The sequence below is a fragment of the Rhodoferax sp. LB1P47 genome (genome assembly GCF_056521445.1).
Genome location: NZ_JBWMAU010000002.1, coordinates 1 through 19,479 on the forward strand (window position 1 = coordinate 1; position 19,479 = coordinate 19,479).

Consider the following 19,479-nt stretch of genomic DNA (forward strand, 5'->3'; position numbering starts at 1 on the left):
AGCTTCTTGGTCGGCTGCCATGGCCAGGGTTTGTTGCTTCATCTTTGTCGCCTTGCGAGTGATGAATACAGGCATGCAAGTCACGCGCCAGTTCTGGACTTATTCAGCCTTGCCTTAAGGCAGTTGAATTTCCTATCCGTTCAACATTGAAAAACGGGTTTTCCCGCTAGTGGCGATGTCAGCCAAGCGACAGAATTTCACCGTTTAGTCATCAAATCCACCTAGCATTCGTCCCTTTACCCTCCGTCAGGAACTTACATGCAATTCACCCGTTTGGCATTGGCCGTGGCAGCTGCCGCCTTCACGCTCTCTACCGCCCAGGCGCAGACCGAGATCCAGTGGTGGCATTCGATGAATTCGGTCAACGGGGAGTGGGTTAACGATCTGGCCAAAGACTTCAATGCCAGCCAGAAAGACTACCGAATAGTGCCCACCTACAAGGGCCAATACGACGAGTCCATGACGGCCGCCATTGCCGCCTTCCGCGCGGGCAATGCACCACATATCCTGCAAGTGTTTGAAGTCGGAACGGCCACCATGATGGCCAGCAAAAAAGCGATTCAGCCAGTGGGTCAGATGATGAAAGACGCGGGCGAAAAATTCGATCCTAGCGCCTACATTCCCGCGGTGGCCAGCTACTACACGGCAGCTAACGGCCAGATGATGAGCTTCCCGTTCAACAGCTCGACCACGGTTTTTTACTACAACAAAGATGCCTTCAAGGCAGCCGGCTTGCCGGTAGACAAAGCCCCCGGCACCTGGCCGGAAGTAGCTTTGGCGGCGGCCAAGCTCAAGGCCAGCGGCCACAAATGCCCGTTGTCCATCGCGTGGCAGGGTTGGACCCAACTGGAGAGCTTTTCCACTTGGCACAACGTCGAATTTGCCACCAAGGCCAACGGCCTGGGCGGCATGGACGCACGCATGAAGATCAACTCGCCGCTGCACGTGCGCCACATCGAGAACCTGGGCAACATGGCCAAGCAGGGCCTGTTCGTCTACAAGGGCCGTGGCAACGTGCCCGAGGCCAGCTTTGTGTCTGGCGAATGCGCCATGATGACCACCTCCAGCGGCTTCTACGGCAACGTCAAAAAGAACGCCAAGTTCGCCTTTGGGCTGGCGCCCCTGCCCTTCTACCCCGATGTGCCCGGTGCACCGCAAAACACGGTGATCGGCGGCGCCAGCCTGTGGGTGATGGCCGGTAAAAAGCCCGAGGAATACAAAGGCATCGCCAAGTTCTTTAGCTACATATCCAGCCCCGAAGTGCAGTCCGCCAGCCACAAGCGCACCGGCTACCTGCCCGTCACCACAGCAGCCTTCGCACTGACCGAAAAGTCCGGTTTCTACACGGAAAACCCCGGCACCGACGTAGCCCCCAACCAGATGATCCGCAAGACCACTACCAACTCACGCGGCATCCGCTTGGGCAACTACCTGCAAATCCGGGCAATTGAGGACGAAGAACTGGAACAGGTCTGGGGTGGAAAAAAGACCGCCAAGGAAGCCCTGGACACCATCGTGCAGCGCGGCAACGAGCAATTAGAGCGCTTCGAAAAAGCCAATAAAGGCAGCTAAGTCCCATGAAAAGTAACTACTCACCCACCACCGATGGGCCAGACAGCCCTCAGGCCAGGAACCCGTGGAACCGGCTTTGCCGGGCCACTGGGTTCGCCCCCTGCAAGGGGGTTGGCGCAAACGCGAAGCGTGTAGCCTGGGGGTGTGCATAGTCCATGGAAAAACGCGTCGTCTTCTCGTCAAGCTGGCTACCCTGGGCGCTCATCACGCCACAGGTCATCGTGATTACGGTGTTCTTCTTCTGGCCTGCGGGGCAGGCGATGTTGCAGTCGCTACAGCAGTCCGACGCGTTTGGTACCTCGGTGGAATGGGTGGGGCTAGAGAACTTCCGCAACCTGTGGAACGACGCCAGCTACCTGGCCTCCTTTCAAACCACCGCCGTCTTCTCCATCCTGGTGGCGGTGCTGGGCATTGGCCTGTCGCTGATGCTGGCGGTGTTTGCCGACCGGGTGGTGCGCGGCAGCAGCATCTACAAAACCCTGTTGATCTGGCCGTATGCCGTGGCCCCGGCCGTGGCGGGTGTGCTGTGGCTGTTTATGTTCTCCCCCAGCATCGGCATCGTGGCCTACTGGCTGGGCCTGCTGGGCATGGACTGGAACCACCTGCTCAACGGCACCCACGCGATGGCGCTGGTGGTGGGGGCGGCGGTGTGGAAGCAGCTATCGTACAACTTCTTGTTCTTTCTGGCGGGGCTGCAAAGCATCCCCAAATCATTGATCGAAGCCGCCGCGATGGACGGTGCCCGGCCCTGGCGGCGGTTTTGGACCATCCAGTTCCCGCTGCTCACGCCCACCAGCTTCTTTCTGCTGGTGATCAACATCGTTTACGCATTTTTTGACACCTTTGCCATCATCGACTCCACCACCAAGGGCGGACCGGGCAAGGACACGGCCATCCTGGTCTACAAGGTGTATTACGACGGCTTCAAGGCGATGGACCTGGGCGGTTCGGCGGCGCAGTCGGTGGTGCTGATGGTGATCGTGGTGGCGCTGACGGTGGTGCAGTTCAAGTTTGTTGAAAAGAAAGTGAATTACTGATGGCGAATAGCAATGGTTGAGCGCCGCACCACCGGGGGCATTTTGGCCCACCTGATTTTGATTTTGGGCGTGCTAATCGTCGCCTTCCCGGTCTACATCACCTTCGTTGCCTCGACCCACACCGCCTCTGAAATGGTGCAAATGCCCATCCCCATGCTGCCGGGATCGCACCTGATCGACAACTACACCGCTGTGCTCAAAGGCGGCAGCGCAGCAGGCGGGTCGAACGCTCCGGTGGGGCAGATGATGCTGGTCAGCCTGATCACCGCGCTGACCATCGCCCTGGGCAAGATCACCATTTCGCTGCTGTCGGCCTTTGCGCTGGTGTACTTTCGGTTTCCGTTCAAACAGTTCTTCTTCTGGGCCATCTTCGTCACGCTGATGCTGCCAGTGGAGGTGCGCATCGGCCCTACCTACAAAGTGGTGGCAGATCTGGGCATGCTGGACAGCTACGCGGGGCTGACCATCCCGCTCATTGCCTCCGCCACCGCCACCTTTTTGTTCCGCCAATTTTTTATGGGCGTGCCCGATGAACTGGTAGAGGCCGCGCGCATGGACGGCGCCGGGCCGATGCGTTTCTTCTGGGACATTCTGCTGCCCCTGTCGCGCACCAGCATGGCCGCGCTGTTCGTGATCCAGTTCATCTACGGCTGGAACCAGTACCTCTGGCCGCTGCTGGTCACCACCAATGAGAATATGTACCCGGTGGTGATCGGCATCAAACGCATGATCTCCGGCGGCGACGGCCAGACCGAATGGAACCTGGTGATGGCTACCGCCATCCTGGCCATGCTGCCGCCCGCGCTGGTGGTGATGCTGATGCAGAAGTGGTTCGTCAAAGGCCTCGTCGATACCGAGAAATAATTTATAAGAAATAAGCCTCTAGCGCTTATTCCACCTGCACAATCAGCTACATATTTAATAGTAAACCGTATGGCCGCCATCACCCTTCACAACGTCATCAAGCGCTACGGCAAAGGGCCCAGCGCCAACCAGGTCATCCACGGGGTCAACGCCGACATTACCGACGGTGAATTCATCGTCATCGTCGGCCCCTCGGGCTGTGGCAAATCCACGCTGTTGCGCATGGTGGCCGGGCTGGAGGAGGTCAGCGACGGCAGCATCCGCATCGGCGGGCGGGTGGTCAACGACCTGGAGCCGTCAGAGCGCGACATCGCCATGGTGTTCCAAAACTACGCGCTCTACCCGCACATGAGCGTGTTCGACAACATGGCCTATGGCCTGAAGATCGCCAAAGTTCCGGTGGACGAGATCAAAACCCGCGTCGATAAAGCCGCCAAGATCCTGGAGCTGGGCCCATTCCTCGGCCGCAAGCCGCGTGAACTGTCGGGTGGCCAGCGCCAGCGGGTGGCGATGGGCCGCGCCATCGTGCGCCAGCCGCAGGTGTTTTTGTTCGACGAACCCCTGAGCAACCTGGACGCCAAGCTGCGCGCCCAAACCCGGCTGGAAATCCAGAAGCTGCACCGCGAACTCGGCATCACCAGCCTGTTCGTCACCCACGACCAGGTCGAAGCCATGACGCTGGCGCAGCGCATGCTGGTGATGAACGGCGGTGTGGTCGAGCAATTCGGCACGCCCGAGCAGGTCTACACCCAGCCCGCCAGCACCTTTGTGGCCAGCTTTATCGGCAGCCCGCCGATGAACCTACTCAAAAGTGCGCCCAACACCGCGCTCGGTGGCCCTGCCAACGCCATCCTGGGCATCCGCCCCGAGCACCTGCACCTGGGCGAAACGGGCTGGTCTTTGAAAGTCGAAACCACCGAAATGCTGGGGGCCGAGCGCCTGATCTACGCCCGGCTGGGCAGCACCCCCGATAGTGAGCTGCTGATCATCCGCACCGACGAGAGCCTGGCCGCCCCCGCCATCGGCAGCACCATCCACGCCACGCCGCGTGCCGACCGTTTGCACTGGTTTAATAGCGAAACTGGAAAACGAATTTAGACCATGCCCGTCACCGCCCCTGTCACCGCAAAGAATTGGCCCTACCCCCGCTGGGTAGCCCACCGGGGCGCGGGCAAACTGGCCCCTGAAAACACCCTGGCCGCCTTCCGCCTGGGGGCCCAGCACGGCTACCGCATGTTCGAGTGCGACGTGAAACTCAGCGCCGACGGCGTGCCCTTTTTGCTGCACGACGACACGCTGGAGCGCACCAGCAACGGGACGGGTATTGCGGGCGACCAAAACTGGGGCACTCTGGCCCAGCTCGACGCGGGCAGCTGGCATGCACGCAGCCATGCAGGCGAGCCGATTCCCACGCTGGACAACATCGCTACGTTCTGCCAGCGCAACGGCTTGTTTTTGAATATCGAGATCAAACCCTCGCCCGACACCGACCGCCTGACGGGCGAAAAAGTAGCCGATGCCGCCGTCCGACTGTGGCTGGGCCAGGCCGTGCCGCCGCTGCTGACATCCTTCAGCGTCGCCGCGCTGGAGGGCGCACAAGCCAAGCAACCCACGTTGCCACGGGGCTTGCTGCTCGATACGCTATGGGATGGCTGGTTAGATGCAGCGCTGCGCCTGGGCTGCTGCGCCATCGTCTGCAACCACACCCTGTGGACGCCCGACACCGTGGCCCAGGTGCAAGCTGCCGGGCTGCGCACCGCGAGCTACACGGTAAACGACGCAGCCTCGGCGCAGCGCTTGGTGGGTTTGGGCACCGATGCCATCATCACCGACCGGATTGATTTTTTCACCCCCGCCATGCAAGGCTTGTAAGACTTGCGCGCTTCTTGCTAGCATCGGCATCCATGTCCAGCCGTTCCACCCCCCGCCCCGTTGACCCGGAACTGACACCGCTACGCCAGCGCTTCTCGCGGATGGTGGCGCAGTGGGGCGCTTGGCGCAGCACGCTGGGGCTGAGTGCGGCGGTGTCGCTGCTGTCGCTGCTGTTCACCTACAGCTACATCCGGGCGCTGGGCTACGAGACTATGGGCGAGGCGTTCTACATCTCGCTGCTGGTGCCGCTGCCCATGACACTCACCAGCGGTTGGCTGATTTTTTCGCTTGTCGTGGCGCTGGAGCAGGCCCGGCATGCGGCCCATGTGCAGTCCATCACCGACAGCCTGACCGGCTTGGCCAACCGCCGCCACTTTGTCCACACCGCCCAGCAAGCAATGGACCTGGCCCTGCGCCACCAGTGGCCGCTGGCCTTGCTGATTCTGGACATCGACCACTTCAAACGCGTCAACGACACGCACGGCCACGACGCGGGCGACAAAGTGCTGGTAGAAGTGGCCCGCCGCTGCGCCCAGTGCCTGCGCACCACCGACCTGCTGGCCCGCTGGGGTGGTGAAGAATTTGTGGTACTGCTGCCCAACACACCGTTGGAGCACGCCCACCAGTTGGCCGAGCGCATGCGCGAAGCGGTGGGGTTTTCGGCCCAGCTCTACGCGCAGTCGGATGCGGTGCGGGTCACTGTCAGCATAGGCGCAGCAGGCATGCTCGCAGGCGAACCCATCACCCTGGACACGCTGGTGCAAGCCGCCGACAACGCCCTGTATGACGCGAAGCGTGCGGGCCGCAACCAGGTGTCGCTGGCCCCCAGCCAGCACAGCGGCCTATCGCGCTTCGGCGACTTAATGGCGACTTAACAGCCACTGGCTGCTGCCACTGGCCAGCACCAACAAGGCATAGGTGGCCATCTTGCCGTCATGCCCAAAGAACCACAGCCCCCCCAACAGCACCAGCAGGCATGCTACAGAATTTATAGCAGCCTGCGCATACCAATGTTGCGCTAACGGCTTATTTTTCATAAATAAGCTGGAGAACAGAGCCGTCAGCACGCCCACCACCAGCGCAGGCGCAGCAAAATTCAGCAGGTGAAAAAAGGTATCTATAGGTCCCATAGCGGTAATTTTGAGGCTTTGGCGGTGCGCAGGAAATTGTGCCCCGCACAAATTTTATAATTGCGGCATGGCAGTTTGGGCATTAGGCATTAACCACACCACCGCACCTCTGGATTTGCGCGGTCGGTTTGCGTTCGCCTTGGACCAGATCGCGCCCACGCTGCACGGCCTGCGTGCCGCGCTGCAAGGCCCCGAGGCCGCCATCATTGCCACCTGCAACCGCACCGAAATTTATTGCGCAGGCGACCAGCAGGCGCTGGCCCACACGGTGGACTGGCTGGCCCATACCGGTGGCGTGTCGCCCGCCCTGCTGCGCTCCCATTCCTACACCCTGCAAGACGGCCCGGTGGCCCGGCATGCCTTCCGTGTCGCCAGCGGGCTAGACTCGATGGTGCTGGGCGAGCCGCAAATTCTGGGCCAGATGAAGGACGCGATCCGTGTGGCCGAGCAGGCCGGCGCCCTGGGCAGCACGCTGAACCAGCTGTTCCAGCGCTCGTTCGCGGTGGCCAAAGAGGTGCGCACCTCCACCGAAATCGGCGCGCATTCCATCAGCATGGCCGCCGCTGCGGTGCGTTTGGCGGGCCAGTTGTTTGAAGACCTGTCCAAGCTGCGTATTTTGTTTGTGGGCGCGGGCGAGATGATCGAACTGGCCGCCACCCACTTTGCCGCCAAAAACCCCCAATCCATCGCCATCGCCAACCGCACCCTGGAGCGCGGCGAAAAGCTCGCCACCCGTTTCGGCGGCGAAGTGATGCGCTTGGCCGACCTGCCCAGCCGCCTGCACGAATTCGACGCGGTGGTCAGCTGCACCGCCAGCACCCTGCCCATCATCGGCCTGGGCGCGGTGGAGCGGGCCCTGAAGCTGCGCAAGCACCGCCCGATGTTCATGGTCGATCTGGCCGTGCCGCGCGACATCGAGCCCGAAGTCAAGGACTTGGAAGACATCTACCTGTACACCGTGGACGACCTGGCCCACGTAGTGCAAAGCGGCCAGGCCAACCGCCAGGCCGCCGTGGCGCAGGCTGAGGTCATCATCGACGCCGGTGTGCAGAGCTTTTTGCACTGGATGGACCAGCGCGACCCGGTGCACGGCGTGGTGCCGCTGATCCAGCAGCTCAACGCCCAGGCCGACGAATGGCGCACCACCGAACTGGCCCGTGCCCGCCGCCTGCTAGCCAAGGGCGACGACATCGAAGCCGTGCTGGAGATGTTGAGCAAAGGCCTGACGCAAAAAATGCTGCACGGCGCGATGGCCGAGCTGCGCGCAGGCGATGCCGGCAACCGTGAACACACGGTACAGGCCATCCACAAACTTTTTTTGCGCAAAGAGCGTTAGCGACGCTGCTGCCGCGCCCTCCCCGTCACACGGGGAACCCCACCCCGCACGGGGTTGTCTCCATTTGAATTACCCGTTATGAAACCCTTTCTCCGCCAACAGCTTGAGCGCTATGTTTTTCGCCTTGCAGAACTCGACTTTTTGCTGTCCCGCGAGGACATCATGGGCGATATGAAGCAGTTTTTGGCGCTGTCGCGCGAGCATTCCGACGTCGGCCAGGTGGCCAGCCGCTTTGTCCGCTTCACCCAGCGCGAGGCTGACCTGGCAGCGGCCCACGCCCTGAAAAGCGACCCGGAAATGGCCGAGATGGCCGAGGAAGAAATCACCTCCGCCGAGGCCGAGTTGCAAAAGTTGGAAGCCGAGCTGCAACGCATGCTGCTGCCCAAAGACCCGGACGATGCCCGCAACGCCTTCATGGAAATCCGCGCCGGCACCGGCGGCGACGAATCCGCCCTGTTCGCTGGGGACCTGCTGCGCATGTACACCCGCTATGCCGAACGCCAAGGCTGGAAAACGGAGGTCATGAGCGAGTCGCAAAGCGAGCTGGGCGGCTACAAGGAAGTGGTGCTGCGTATCGAAGGCGACAACATCTACGGCCAGCTCAAGTTCGAGTCCGGCGGCCACCGCGTACAGCGCGTACCCTCCACCGAAACCCAGGGCCGTATCCACACCAGCGCCTGCACGGTGGCGGTATTGGCCGAGCCCGACGAAGCCGTGGCTATCAAGATCAACCCGGCCGATCTGCGCATCGACACCTACCGCGCCAGCGGTGCCGGTGGCCAGCACATCAACAAAACCGACTCTGCGGTGCGCATCACCCACATCCCCACCGGCATCGTGGCCGAGTGCCAGGACGGCCGCAGCCAGCACAGCAACAAGGCCCAGGCGCTGAAGGTGCTGACCGCCCGCATCCATGAAAAAGACCGGTCTGAGCGCGCCGCCAAAGATGCCGCCGAGCGCAAGGGCCTGATTGGCAGCGGCGACCGCAGCGATCGCATCCGCACCTACAACTTCCCGCAGGGCCGCTGGACCGACCACCGCATCAACCTCACGCTGTACAAGCTGCTGTTCATCATGGAAGGCGACCTCAGCGAACCCATGGAAGCCCTGCGCGCCGCCCACGAGGCCGAGCAGCTGGCCGAATTAGAAGTCAACGTATAAAAGGAACCCTATGGCTCGCTCCATCAACAAAGGCCCCAAGCCGAAAGCCGGCTACGGCCAAGTGTCCAGCAAGTCCCTGAAAGAGGCGAAGGAAAAAACCGCCAAGCGCATGGCACCACGCCCGGTGCACCCCGGCCTGGGCAAACAAGCGCGCGCTGCGGCCCGTCCCATCGCGTCGGTGTATAGCGACGAGGCCAGCACCCTGCAAGTCGCCCTGCTGGGTGCGCAAAAGCATGGCATCGACAAGCTGGATGCGCGCATGCTGCTGCTGCACGCCCTGGGCAAAAGCCCGCTGGATGCCGCCTGGCTGCTGGCCCACGGCCAGGATGCCCTAAAGCCCGTGCAGGCGGCCGCATTCGGCACCGCCTGCACCCGCCGCCGGGCCGGTGAACCCGTGGCCTACATCACCGGCCAACGCGAATTCCACGGCATCAACCTGCACGTCGATGCCCGCGTGCTGGTGCCCCGGCCTGACACCGAAACCCTGGTGGATTGGGCGCTGGAACGCTTGACCGGACAGACCGCCCCGCAGGTGATCGACCTCGGCACCGGCAGCGGCGCCATCGCCCTGGCGATCCAAAAGGCCCGGCCCGACGCGCAGGTCACCGCCGTCGATGCCAGCGCCGATGCCCTGGCCGTGGCCCAGGCCAATGCGGTACGGCTGGCGCTGCCGGTGGCTTTTGTCCACGGCTCATGGCTGGAGCCGGTGGCGGGGAGCTTCCATCTGATCGCCACCAACCCGCCTTACATTGCAGAAGCCGACCCGCACCTGCCCGCGCTGGCCTTTGAACCCCGCAGCGCCCTGACCGCCGGTGCCGACGGCCTGGACGACATCCGCCAGATCATCGCCCAGGCCTCGGCGCACCTGCACCCCCAAGGCTGGTTGCTGCTGGAGCATGGCTACGACCAGGCCTCAGCGGTACGTGCGCTGCTAGAGCAGGCAGGATTTGCGCAGGTGCAATCACGGCCCGATTTGGCGGGGATTGAGCGCTGTAGCGGCGGGCAGAAAAACGGATAGTTTTAGGGCTCTAGCGCATATTTCACCTGCGCTAGAAGCTATCAAAAATGTAGCCATAAGCCTTAGCCTGCCGTAGTGTCTCTGGCAGCGGACAGCACGCAGAATAAAGGTCCCAATGGCGCAATCCGCCACTCAACGATGCGTGTCATGCACTCATTTACTATAAATTTAATGCACTATATTTTTATATCACTATAATTTCCTAGTAAGCCATTCAAAGGATCGTTCATGGACAATATTGCGGGCTCCCCTGTTGAAGGCGACAACTTCCACGGCCGCGAAGCCGATGTTGTCCGTCTGCGCGAAACCCTGGACCACCATGACATCTTGCTGCTGGGACCCCGGCGTATCGGCAAAACATCGATCGCCCGCGCCATCATCGCCAAAGTTCGCACAGATGGCTGGCGGGCGAGGGAGGTCAACGTCGCAGCGTGCCAAGATGAACGCGAGTTTCTCGACAAGCTGGATGCGGCGCTACGGCCAGAGTTGGCCACACTGCCGGGCAAGGTCAAAGACGCCATTGCCAGCACATGGGATGCCACGACCCAACGCATCAAGTCCATCAAACTGTCCATTGCAGGCACTGCCGCACTCGACGTAGGCATCACCAGCAGCGCGCCAGAAGACTGGACGCTGGTTGCCAATGACCTTCTGCGGCTGATTGCCCAAGCCAACCAGCCCTGGCTGATTTATGTGGACGAGCTGCCCATCCTGCTCTTTAACATTATCCGTACCGACCCTAAAAATGGTGTCCAGCGGGTGCGCCGCTTTCTGGACTGGTTTCGTAACGATGTACGCGCCATCCCCGAGGTTGGCAAAATCCGCTGGCTGGTATCCGGCTCGGTGGGCCTGGACACCCTGGTCCAACAACACGGCATGGCCGACACCATCAACAGCATGAAACCCGCAGGGCTGGAAGCTTTTACAGAACCGGTCGCCGTGGCCATGCTGGACAAACTGGCCCTGCGTTACGCCATCCCCTGGGCGGAGGGGGATGCGCAAAAAATCATCGCCGCCGTTTTATGGCCACAGCCTTACTACTTGCAGGTTGCTTTTAACCATTTGCGGGACTTGAAAACACAGATACCTACAGCCCAAACGGCTGCATTGATTGCGCAAGCCATCGACAAAATGGTGCAGCCGGGGGGCGACAACGACTTTCACCACTGGGAAAAACGGCTCACCATCCAACTCCCAAGCGCTGACGCTGCCCACTGCCAAGCCTTACTCAACCTCGCAGCAATCGATCCGCAAGGTATACGCGCCGAAAGCCTGTTGGCAGCATTACAAGAACGCCTACCTCAGGCAACAACCGAAGAGGCCACGCAAGTCTTCGTCAACCTGCGCGACATCCTGCAACGCGATGCCTACTGGTGGCCCGACGACAGTGCAGGCCACAAGCGCTACCGCTTCCGCCTGGAGCCTCTGCGCCTCTGGTGGTTACGGAGGAATACGCTATGAGCAACTCCACGCCCACCACGGCCCACCACCACTACAACCCCGACTGGCTCACTGACGACGCCCTGGTCAGCAACTTCGTCGCCCGCCAGGATGAATTTGCCTTCCTGCGCGGCGAGCTGGCCCATGCCCCCCCGCAAGGCAGTGCCCAGCACTACCTGCTGGTGGGCGTGCGCGGTGCAGGCAAAACCACCCTGCTCAAACGCTTGGCCGTGGCCATTCGCCGCGATGCCGATCTGCACGACCACCTGATCGCCTTGTCTTTCCCCGAAGAGCTGTACCAGGTCAAAAACCTGTCCGACTTCTGGTGGGCGGCGTGTGAAGCACTGGTGGATGAACTGGACCGCAACGACAACACCCAGGCCGATGCCGACCGCCTGATGGATGCCGTCACGCAGGCCAAAAAAACCAAACCACCCGCAGACCCCTTGTCGGACGTAGGCTTCCAGCTCTTGCAGCAAACCTGTGCCAGCCTCCAGCTGCGCCCGGTGCTGCTGGTAGACAACCTGGACATGGTGTTCCAGCGCATCGACAAAACGGGGCGCAAGCTCAAAGACCCGCACGCACCTGCCTACTGGGCACTGCGCGAAGCTTTGTCCACCACCACCTCGCCCATCGTGATCGGCGGCTCGGTACGCTTGTCGGAGCCGTTTACCGATTACGACAAAGCGTTTTACGACTTCTTCATCCCCAAGCGCCTGGGCAAGCTGGGCCTGGCCGAAGTGCGCGAAGTACTGAACCGCTTGGCCGATGCCCAAAACCTGCCCGAGGTCAAGCAACGCCTGCAAGACCACTCCGGCCGCCTGCAAACGCTGTACGAGCTGACGGGCGGCAACCCACGCGCCTTGGGCCTCATCTTCGAGCTGCTGCGCCAAGGCCCGAACAGCCGCGCCGTGGAAGACTTCGAGCGCCTGATGGACATCACCACGCCCTACTACAAGGCCCGGTTTGAAGAACTGGCCGAGCAGGCCCAGGTAGTGGTGCACGCCCTCGCCGTGGGCCGCCCCGACGGCGGTGCAGGTCTGCGCTTTGGCCTTACTGCGGCTGAAATCGGCACCCACGCGGGCCTGCCCACCAGTACCGTATCCGCCCAGCTCGACCCGCTGGAACGCGAAGGTTTGGTTGAAAAGTCTGCTTCCCACGGACGCACCCAATACCGCATGGCGGAACAACTCTTTCGCCTGTGGCTGCAAATGCGCGGCAACCGCCGCGTGCGGCAGAACGTGGTGGGGTTGACGCAGTTTTTGGAGGCCATGTTCAGCGTGGATGAACTGCAGACAGGCGTGCAAAAGGCGCAAAGTGCCAGCTTCTTGGCGCAAGCCCGCTACGCCTTCGCCTTCGCAGAAACCAGCGATGCCGTGCACTTACGCCATGGACTCAAAGCCAAGGCCGCCGACTACATCGTGCAGCATCTCAAGGCGCAAGGCGGCAGCATCGACGACTACGTGGTGGCAGGCGATTTACCCGAAGACGTGGAAGCGCTGGCGCGCTTGCGTGACAAGTTGGGGCAATGCCGCAATGGCCTGACAGAAGATGAACAGGAGGCTTTGATGGGCTCCATCCAACTCAGCCAAGACGAGAAGAATGCGAGTGTGCAGGCGCTGTGCACCGCCTCCATAGCTGCAGCAGAGCTGGATACCTTGCGCCCGAAACTAGTCCAGGAACATACCCATTTACTAAATGCAGGTCTCACCGAGGCAGATGTATCTATCTTGTTCCATGCCCGTGCATTGGGCTGTTTAGCGCTACCCGAGTTAAGTCCGCACGATGTCGAAAATGCATGTGTCGCAGTCAGTGACGGGCCTGCTTTACGTGCCATGGTTTGGCGTTTGCTTGGAGTAAGAAACATCATCACTATCCGCGATGAAGTCAAGGCAGATGCCTGGGTTGCTTGGGGTATGAAGCATGCAACGGAAGCAACACACAGTGAATGGGTCTACGTGGCATCAGAGTTGGGCTTATCCGGCTTCAGCAAGTATGCCCAACAGGTTTTAAAACAGGCATTTATTAAAGGTGAAAGCTTCTATGGGTGGCTGATCCAGGGTCTTACCCTGGAGGACTTAAATGGAGAAGCCGTAGAAATAAACCACGCATTTAGCAAGGCAATTGAGTTCGACGATAAGAATGACAGCGCTTGGTATTTCCTAGGCTGTTCCTTACTGCGAGAGGGTCGCCATGCAGAAGCTGAGGATGCATTCCGTCAGGCCATCAAACTAAGGCCTGAGGATACGAATTACTGGTGGACACTTTCAGCCGCTCTTTCAGAGCAAAGTCGGCTGATAGAAGCATTTGAAGCGTCTAAGAAGTCCATAGAATTCTATAAAAAATCTAACAAATTCATTTACGACTGGCATAAGGAGCTGCATACACGGCTGTGCATCGCTAACGCCTTGCAAGCGCTGGAAACCAGCAACTTGACGGCTGTTGCTGAAGCATTAACCCAACTCTTCACCGAATCCGCCGATCTTCCATCGGCACTGATCAGTGTCCACTTCGTTGAGAACTTCTTGGCTAAGTTACTAAGGCAACAAGGTCAAGCCACCACTGTCCGTGACGTCCTGGTGAACTTAGGCATTGCTCGCCATGCCCGCCCTCTGCTTCTGGCCTTTGAAGCTGCCATCGAAAAACGGCCCGACATGCTGCTGGAACTGGAGCCAGAAATCCAGAGCGCAGCACTACGGATGTACAAGCGACTGACAGATGAAATAAGCCTCTAGCGCAATTAGAACCTGCGCTAGAGGCCATCAAAACAATAGCATCAAGCCATCGCCCGCCGCAGCGTCTCCACCACCGGCCGGCGCAGCACGTCGCGCAGGCCCCACCAGCCTGCTGCCAACGCCAGCACGGCCCCGGCCAATGCGCCGAACACGGGCACCCATAGCGAGCCATTCCAGGCGAACTCAAACACAAAACGGGTCAAAGCCCAGCCCACGGCCATAGCCACCACGCTGGCCAAAAAGCCCGCCAGCAGGCCCACCCCGGCCAGCTCGGCGCGTTGCACCTGGCGCAGCAGGCGGCTGGGTGCGCCCAGGGCCCGCATGATGGCGAATTCGCGGGCGCGCTCTTCGCGGGTGGCGGTGATGGCGGCAAACAGCACCACCAAGCCAGCGGCCAGGGTGAAGCCGAAGAGGAATTCCACCGCCCGGATCACCTGGTCCAGCACGCGCTGCAACTGGCCCAGGGTGAGGCTCAGGTCCACCGCCGTGATGTTGGGGAATTGGCGCACTAACTGGTTGTCAAAACCCTTGGCGGCGGGGGCCTTGAATGCGCCCAGGTAGGTTACCGGCACGTCGGGCATCTGGCTTACGGGGTAGATGACGAAGAAGTTGGCCCGCATCGAGCCCCAGTCCACCTTGCGCAGCGAGGTGATTTTGGCATCCGACTGCACGCCGCCGATGTCGAAGCGCAGGCTGTCGCCCAGCTTCAGGTTCAGGGATTGGGCGATGCCCTCCTCTACGCTGATGGCAGCTTTTTCTTCGGCTGTCCAGCGGCCCGCCACCAGCGGGTTGTGCGGCGGCCGGGTGGCGCTGTGGGACAGGTTGAACTCGCGGTCCAGCAGGCGTTTGGCGCGGTCGTCCACAAAGTTTTCGGGGGCTACGGCTTTGCCGTTGATGGCCACCAGACGGCCCCGGAACATGGGGTACCAGTCGTAGTTTTTCACGCCTGCTGTGGCCAAGTTGGCCCGGAAATCGCTGGCCTGGTCGGGCATCACGTTGATGACGAAGCGGTCGGGCGCATCGGGGGGCGTGGCCTGGCGCCAGCTCTGGACCAAGTCGGTGCGCAGCAGCACCAGCAGGATCAGCGCCAGCAGGCCCACCGCCAGGGCGCTGATTTGCACCACGGCGTAGGCGGGCCGGGCCGATACCTGGCGCGTGGCCAGCACCAGCCAGCGCGGGGCGGTGGCCTCGTTCACGCTGCGGCGCAGCAGCTTTACCGCCACCCAGCCCAAGCCCGCAAACACCAGCACGGCGGCGGCAAAACCACCCACCGCAATCAGGCCCAGCGTGATGTCGCTGCTGGCCGCCAGCAGCAGTGCGGCAAAGCCCAGCACGCCCAGGCCCAGCACGCCGATGGAGGTGGGCTTCAAGCCGCCCACGTCGCGGCGAATCACCCGCAGCGGCGGCACGGCGGCCAGTTGCAGCACCGGGGGCAGGCCAAAGGCGAACAGCAGCGTCAGCCCCATGCCCATGCCCAAAGCGGCAGGCCACCAGGTGGCCGCAGGCAGGCTGGAATCGACCAGGCCCGCCAGCAGCAGCACGAACAGGTAGTGCACGCCAAAGCCGATGGCCAGCCCCAGCGCGCTGGCGAAGATGCCGACCAACGCAAACTCCAGCGCGTAGCTCAGGGCGATGGTGCGCTGGCTCTGGCCCAACACGCGCAGCATGGCGCAGTCGTCCAGATGGTTGGCCGCAAAGCCGCGCGCCGCCAGGGCTACGGCCACGGCGCTGAGCAGGGCACTCAGCAGGGCCACCAGGTTCAGGAACTTGTTGGCCCGGTCCAGGGTTTGGCGCATTTCGGGGCGGCCGCTTTCCAGCGACTCGATGCGCACGCCCCGGGAGTCAGGTTTTTTAACTTCGGCGGTGGCCCACTGCACATAGCGCTGCACGGCGGGGTCGGCCCCGGCTACGGCGAAGCGGTAGTTGACGCGGCTGGCGGGCTGGATGAGGCCGGTGGCGGCCATGTCGCTCTGGTGCAGCATGGCGCGGGGCGAGAAGTTGAGGAAGCCGCCGCCCCGGTCGGGCTCGACAGCAATGGTTTTGGTCACCCGCAAACGGCTGTCGCCCAGCAGCAGGCTGTCGCCAATCTGCAAGTTCAGCGACTCCAGCAGCGACGCATCGACCCACACCGTGCCCGGCGCGGGGATGTCGCGGGTGGGGTGGGCGGGCGCGTCGGCAGCGTCGGCAATTTGCAGGTTGCCGCGCAATGGGTAGCCGGGCACCACGGCTTTCAGCGCTACCAGCTTGCTGGCCCCGCCCTGCGCGTCTTCGGCCCGGGCCATCGTGGCCAGGGTCAGCGTGCCCACGGTTTGCAGGCCCTGCGCTTGCGCCTGGGCCAAAAAGGCAGCGGGCGTGGGGTTGTCGCTGGACACCACCGCGTCGCCGCCCAGCAGTTGGCGGGCATCGCGCTGCAAGCCGCCTTGCAAGCGGTCGGCAAAAAATCCGACGGCACTGAGCGCGGCCACGGCCAGGGTCACGGCAACGATGAGCAAACGCAGCTCGCCCGAGCGCAGATCGCGCCAGAGGGTGCGCCAGGCCAGGGCGATAAAGGGGGAATTCAAAGTGGGTTCTCCTAACTTGCAGGGACTCGGGTACCGAGCACCGCGAGCCACGCAAGTTGTTTCAGGTTAAGCAGGCTTCTATTATTCCCGCCCTGCCCGGCCTGCGGCGATCGCAGGGGCATACTGCTTATCCGACTAAAAAAGAGAGGCATCCGATGTGGCAACCCTGCGAGCGCCACCCCGACCCGGCCATCACCGTGCTGGACCCACGGTTTGAGGCCTACCGCCTGTTCAATGCCGCCGTGGAACGCATCGCCACCGGCATGCGCTGGGCCGAGGGACCGGTGTGGTTTGGCGACGGGCGCTACCTGCTGTGGAGCGACATCCCTAACAACCGGGTGATGAAGTGGGAGGAGCAGACCGGCGCGGTCAGCGTGTTCCGCCAGCCATCCCACTTTGCCAACGGCCACACCCGTGACCGCCAGGGCCGCCTGGTCAGCTGCGAGCACGGCGGGCGGCGCGTGACCCGCACCGAGTACGACGGCAGCTGCACCGTGCTGGTGGACCAATTTGCTGGCAAGCCGCTGAATTCACCCAACGATGTGGTGGTCCACACCGACGGTAGCGTGTGGTTTACCGACCCGCCCTTCGGCATTCTGGGCCACTACGAAGGCTTTAACGCCACGCCCGAGCAGCCCACCTGCGTCTACCGCCTCGACCCCGCTACCGGCCAGTGCACGGTGGTGAGCGATGCGGTAGACCGGCCCAACGGCCTGTGCTTTTCACCCGACGGGCGGCGGCTGTACGTGGTCGAATCCGGGGCCACACCCCGGCGTATCCGGGTGTTCGATGTGGACGGCGCGCGCCTTGGCAACGACCGGGTGTTTATGACCTGTGCCGACGGCCAAAGCCCCGACGGCTTTCGCTGCGATGTGGATGGCAACCTGTGGGCCGGCTGGGGCGGCGGCCCCGGCTTGGACGGCGTGATGGTGTTCGCCCCCGATGCCACGCCCATCGGCCACATCGCCCTGCCCGAGCGCTGCGCCAACCTGTGCTTTGGCGGCCCGGCCCGGAATCGCCTGTTCATGGCGGCCAGCCAGTCGGTGTATGCGCTGTATGTCAATACACAAGGTGTGGCTGGGGGCTGACAAGGATTTATAAGAAATAGGCTGCTAGCGCATATACCACCTGCGCTAGCAGCTATTTTTTATATAGCATTCAAAAAACCGTGGTCGCTCACGCTCGGGCCGCAGCAGCGGCACGGTGCGGGAGCGGATGTAGACCAGCACCTGGCTGGCCTGGGCGCGCAGCTTGGGCGGTGGAGTCCAAGAGCCCCAGCGCCAACCTTCAATTAGACCGGATAGTTCTGCACCGATGGCTCAATGGTGATCCACTTGAGTTCGGTGAATTCGTCGATCACTGCGCGGCCATCAAACTTGCCATAGCCGCTGTTTTTGGTTCCACCGTAAGGAGCCTGGGCCTCGTTTTGCACGGTGGAGCCATTGACGTGCACCGAGCCCGATTCGATGCGCATGGCAACGTCTAGTGCGCGGGTCACATCGCGGCCGAACACGGCTGCCGACAGTCCATAGTCGCTGTCGTTGGCAACGGCAATCGCCTCTTCTACGCCTTTGACGCGTACCACGGTGGTGATGGGGCCGAAGGTTTCATCGCCATAAATGCTCATGCCGGGCTTGACGTGGTCCATGATGGTGGCCGGCATGATGGCGCCAAGGGCCTTACCACCACACGCCAGGATGGCACCCTTGGCCAAAGCGTCGTCAATCATGGCATTCAAGCGGGCGCCCGATTCGCTGGACACCATAGGGCCGATCACGCAGGCGGGGTTCACGCGGGGGTCACCCATGACCAGTTCCTTGGCGCGGGCGGCAAACTTAGCGACAAACTCGTCGGCAACAGCCTCATCTACCACCAGGCGTTCGGTGGACATGCAAATCTGGCCTTGGTATAGGAAGGAGCCAAACACGGCGGCCTTCACGGCTTCGTCGATATTGGCATCGTCCAGCACGACCTGTGGCGACTTGCCGCCTAATTCCAGCAGGCAGCGCTTCAACTGGGTGGCGGCCTTTTGCGCAATGATGCGGCCGACACGGGTGGAACCCGTGAAATTAATGCGGCGCACTGCCTTGTGGGCAATTAGTGCATCGATCACTTCAGGGGCATCATTGGGTGCATTGGTCACCACATTCAACACGCCCGGTGGAAAGCCAGCTTCCACCAGCGCATCGGCCACCAACGTATGGGTCTTGGGGCTGGCTTCCGAAGCCCGGAACACCACCGTGTTGCCGCAGGCAATAGGGTAGGCAATGGCACGGGCGGCCAGCACCACAGGGCCGTTCCAGGGCACGATGCTTAGCACCACACCGACGGGCTGACGTACCGTCATGGACAGTGTGCCGGGCTTATCGGTAGGAATGGTTTCGCCCTGGATTTGGGTCACCAAGCCGGCGGCCTCGCGGAACAGGTTGGCGGCCAGGTACACGTTGAAACCGGCCCATAGCCCGGAAGCCCCCACTTCCGCGCCCATAGCTTCGATGAATTGCGGTGTCTTGGACTCCAGCACGTCGGCGGCCTTGAGCAGCAAACGGCGGCGCTCGGACGGCGCGCTGTTGCGCCAACTCAGGAAGGCGGTCTGGGCCGAGTTGACTGCGGCCAACGCATCTTCTACGCCACCTGCAGCGGCACGGGTTACCACTTCTCCGGTGTGGGGGTGGTTTCGGGTGAACGTGGCGCCGGATTTGGCGGCGACGGACTGGTTGTCAATAATGAGTAGGGATTCCATGCTGTATGCC

Annotated in this window: 15 protein-coding genes; 12 read left to right on the forward strand and 3 right to left on the reverse strand. The window is 62.0% G+C overall.

The features are described 5' to 3' along the window. Positions 1 to 258: 258 nt before the first annotated feature. The 6 genes from ugpB to AC0969_RS03985 all read left to right on the forward strand — a co-directional run bounded on the left by ugpB (position 259) and on the right by AC0969_RS03985 (position 6,220). On the forward strand, positions 259 to 1,572 hold the full coding sequence (ugpB, locus tag AC0969_RS03960; protein WP_479622838.1) for a sn-glycerol-3-phosphate ABC transporter substrate-binding protein UgpB: 1,314 nt from the start codon (positions 259 to 261) through the stop codon (positions 1,570 to 1,572). 155 nt (positions 1,573 to 1,727) lie between these two features. Next, positions 1,728 to 2,609, forward strand: coding sequence for a sn-glycerol-3-phosphate ABC transporter permease UgpA (ugpA, locus tag AC0969_RS03965; protein ID WP_479622839.1), 882 nt, complete (start codon positions 1,728 to 1,730; stop codon positions 2,607 to 2,609). 12 nt (positions 2,610 to 2,621) lie between these two features. Then, the gene (gene ugpE / locus AC0969_RS03970) at positions 2,622 to 3,473 is read left to right on the forward strand and encodes a sn-glycerol-3-phosphate ABC transporter permease UgpE (RefSeq protein ID WP_479622840.1); all 852 of its coding nucleotides are present in this window, start codon (positions 2,622 to 2,624) and stop codon (positions 3,471 to 3,473) included. Positions 3,474 to 3,542: 69 nt separating this feature from the next. Beyond that, positions 3,543 to 4,571, forward strand: coding sequence for a sn-glycerol-3-phosphate import ATP-binding protein UgpC (locus tag AC0969_RS03975; RefSeq protein WP_479622841.1), 1,029 nt, complete (start codon positions 3,543 to 3,545; stop codon positions 4,569 to 4,571). Positions 4,572 to 4,574: 3 nt separating this feature from the next. Further along, positions 4,575 to 5,345, forward strand: coding sequence for a glycerophosphodiester phosphodiesterase (gene ugpQ / locus AC0969_RS03980; protein WP_479622842.1), 771 nt, complete (start codon positions 4,575 to 4,577; stop codon positions 5,343 to 5,345). 32 nt (positions 5,346 to 5,377) lie between these two features. Further along, on the forward strand, positions 5,378 to 6,220 hold the full coding sequence (locus AC0969_RS03985; protein ID WP_479622843.1) for a GGDEF domain-containing protein: 843 nt from the start codon (positions 5,378 to 5,380) through the stop codon (positions 6,218 to 6,220). Here AC0969_RS03985 and AC0969_RS03990 read toward each other — a convergent pair. Next, complete coding sequence (locus AC0969_RS03990) at positions 6,206 to 6,475, reverse strand: hypothetical protein (RefSeq protein ID WP_479622844.1); 270 nt, start codon at positions 6,473 to 6,475, stop codon at positions 6,206 to 6,208. The genes AC0969_RS03985 and AC0969_RS03990 overlap by 15 nt on opposite strands. A 67-nt stretch (positions 6,476 to 6,542) precedes the next feature. On the opposite strand from AC0969_RS03990, the gene hemA reads away from it, so the two are divergent. The 5 genes from hemA to AC0969_RS04015 all read left to right on the forward strand — a co-directional run bounded on the left by hemA (position 6,543) and on the right by AC0969_RS04015 (position 14,165). Further along, positions 6,543 to 7,811, forward strand: coding sequence for a glutamyl-tRNA reductase (gene hemA / locus AC0969_RS03995; RefSeq protein ID WP_479622845.1), 1,269 nt, complete (start codon positions 6,543 to 6,545; stop codon positions 7,809 to 7,811). Positions 7,812 to 7,889: 78 nt separating this feature from the next. Continuing rightward, positions 7,890 to 8,972 carry a peptide chain release factor 1 gene (gene prfA / locus AC0969_RS04000; protein WP_479622846.1) on the forward strand — a complete coding sequence of 361 codons (1,083 nt, stop codon included), beginning with the start codon at positions 7,890 to 7,892 and terminating at the stop codon, positions 8,970 to 8,972. Positions 8,973 to 8,982: 10 nt separating this feature from the next. Further along, on the forward strand, positions 8,983 to 9,990 hold the full coding sequence (gene prmC, locus AC0969_RS04005; protein WP_479622847.1) for a peptide chain release factor N(5)-glutamine methyltransferase: 1,008 nt from the start codon (positions 8,983 to 8,985) through the stop codon (positions 9,988 to 9,990). 228 nt (positions 9,991 to 10,218) lie between these two features. Beyond that, entirely contained in the window at positions 10,219 to 11,451 is a 1,233-nt protein-coding gene (locus AC0969_RS04010; RefSeq protein WP_479622848.1) for an ATP-binding protein, read from the forward strand. Beyond that, positions 11,448 to 14,165 (forward strand): AAA family ATPase, encoded by a 2,718-nt coding sequence (locus tag AC0969_RS04015; protein WP_479622849.1) that lies wholly within the window; start codon positions 11,448 to 11,450, stop codon positions 14,163 to 14,165. The genes AC0969_RS04010 and AC0969_RS04015 overlap by 4 nt, the downstream gene beginning before the upstream one ends. A 41-nt stretch (positions 14,166 to 14,206) precedes the next feature. On the opposite strand, the gene AC0969_RS04020 is transcribed toward AC0969_RS04015, so the two are convergent. Further along, the gene (locus AC0969_RS04020; protein ID WP_479622850.1) at positions 14,207 to 16,726 is read right to left on the reverse strand and encodes an ABC transporter permease; all 2,520 of its coding nucleotides are present in this window, start codon (positions 16,724 to 16,726) and stop codon (positions 14,207 to 14,209) included. 155 nt (positions 16,727 to 16,881) lie between these two features. Between AC0969_RS04020 and AC0969_RS04025 the strand changes: the two genes are divergently transcribed. Beyond that, positions 16,882 to 17,814 (forward strand): SMP-30/gluconolactonase/LRE family protein, encoded by a 933-nt coding sequence (locus tag AC0969_RS04025; RefSeq protein ID WP_479622851.1) that lies wholly within the window; start codon positions 16,882 to 16,884, stop codon positions 17,812 to 17,814. 203 nt (positions 17,815 to 18,017) lie between these two features. Here the strand turns inward: AC0969_RS04025 and AC0969_RS04030 are convergent, their stop codons facing one another. Next, positions 18,018 to 19,469, reverse strand: a complete 1,452-nt coding sequence (locus AC0969_RS04030; RefSeq protein WP_479622852.1) for an aldehyde dehydrogenase — start codon at positions 19,467 to 19,469, stop codon at positions 18,018 to 18,020. Between the last annotated feature and the right edge of the window lie 10 nt (positions 19,470 to 19,479).

Excerpts from the sequence above, each read along its gene's own strand:
- AC0969_RS03975 (WP_479622841.1), top strand. The coding sequence starts at position 3,543 with ATGGCCGCCATCACCCTTCACAACGTCATCAAGCGCTACGGCAAAGGG.
- AC0969_RS04030 (WP_479622852.1), bottom strand. The coding sequence starts at position 19,469 with ATGGAATCCCTACTCATTATTGACAACCAGTCCGTCGCCGCCAAATCC.
- AC0969_RS03990 (WP_479622844.1), bottom strand. The coding sequence starts at position 6,475 with ATGGGACCTATAGATACCTTTTTTCACCTGCTGAATTTTGCTGCGCCT.
- ugpA (WP_479622839.1), top strand. The coding sequence starts at position 1,728 with ATGGAAAAACGCGTCGTCTTCTCGTCAAGCTGGCTACCCTGGGCGCTC.
- hemA (WP_479622845.1), top strand. The coding sequence starts at position 6,543 with ATGGCAGTTTGGGCATTAGGCATTAACCACACCACCGCACCTCTGGAT.
- prmC (WP_479622847.1), top strand. The coding sequence starts at position 8,983 with ATGGCTCGCTCCATCAACAAAGGCCCCAAGCCGAAAGCCGGCTACGGC.
- AC0969_RS04010 (WP_479622848.1), top strand. The coding sequence starts at position 10,219 with ATGGACAATATTGCGGGCTCCCCTGTTGAAGGCGACAACTTCCACGGC.
- AC0969_RS04025 (WP_479622851.1), top strand. The coding sequence starts at position 16,882 with ATGTGGCAACCCTGCGAGCGCCACCCCGACCCGGCCATCACCGTGCTG.
- ugpB (WP_479622838.1), top strand. The coding sequence starts at position 259 with ATGCAATTCACCCGTTTGGCATTGGCCGTGGCAGCTGCCGCCTTCACG.
- ugpE (WP_479622840.1), top strand. The coding sequence starts at position 2,622 with ATGGTTGAGCGCCGCACCACCGGGGGCATTTTGGCCCACCTGATTTTG.
- AC0969_RS04015 (WP_479622849.1), top strand. The coding sequence starts at position 11,448 with ATGAGCAACTCCACGCCCACCACGGCCCACCACCACTACAACCCCGAC.
- AC0969_RS03985 (WP_479622843.1), top strand. The coding sequence starts at position 5,378 with ATGTCCAGCCGTTCCACCCCCCGCCCCGTTGACCCGGAACTGACACCG.
- prfA (WP_479622846.1), top strand. The coding sequence starts at position 7,890 with ATGAAACCCTTTCTCCGCCAACAGCTTGAGCGCTATGTTTTTCGCCTT.
- ugpQ (WP_479622842.1), top strand. The coding sequence starts at position 4,575 with ATGCCCGTCACCGCCCCTGTCACCGCAAAGAATTGGCCCTACCCCCGC.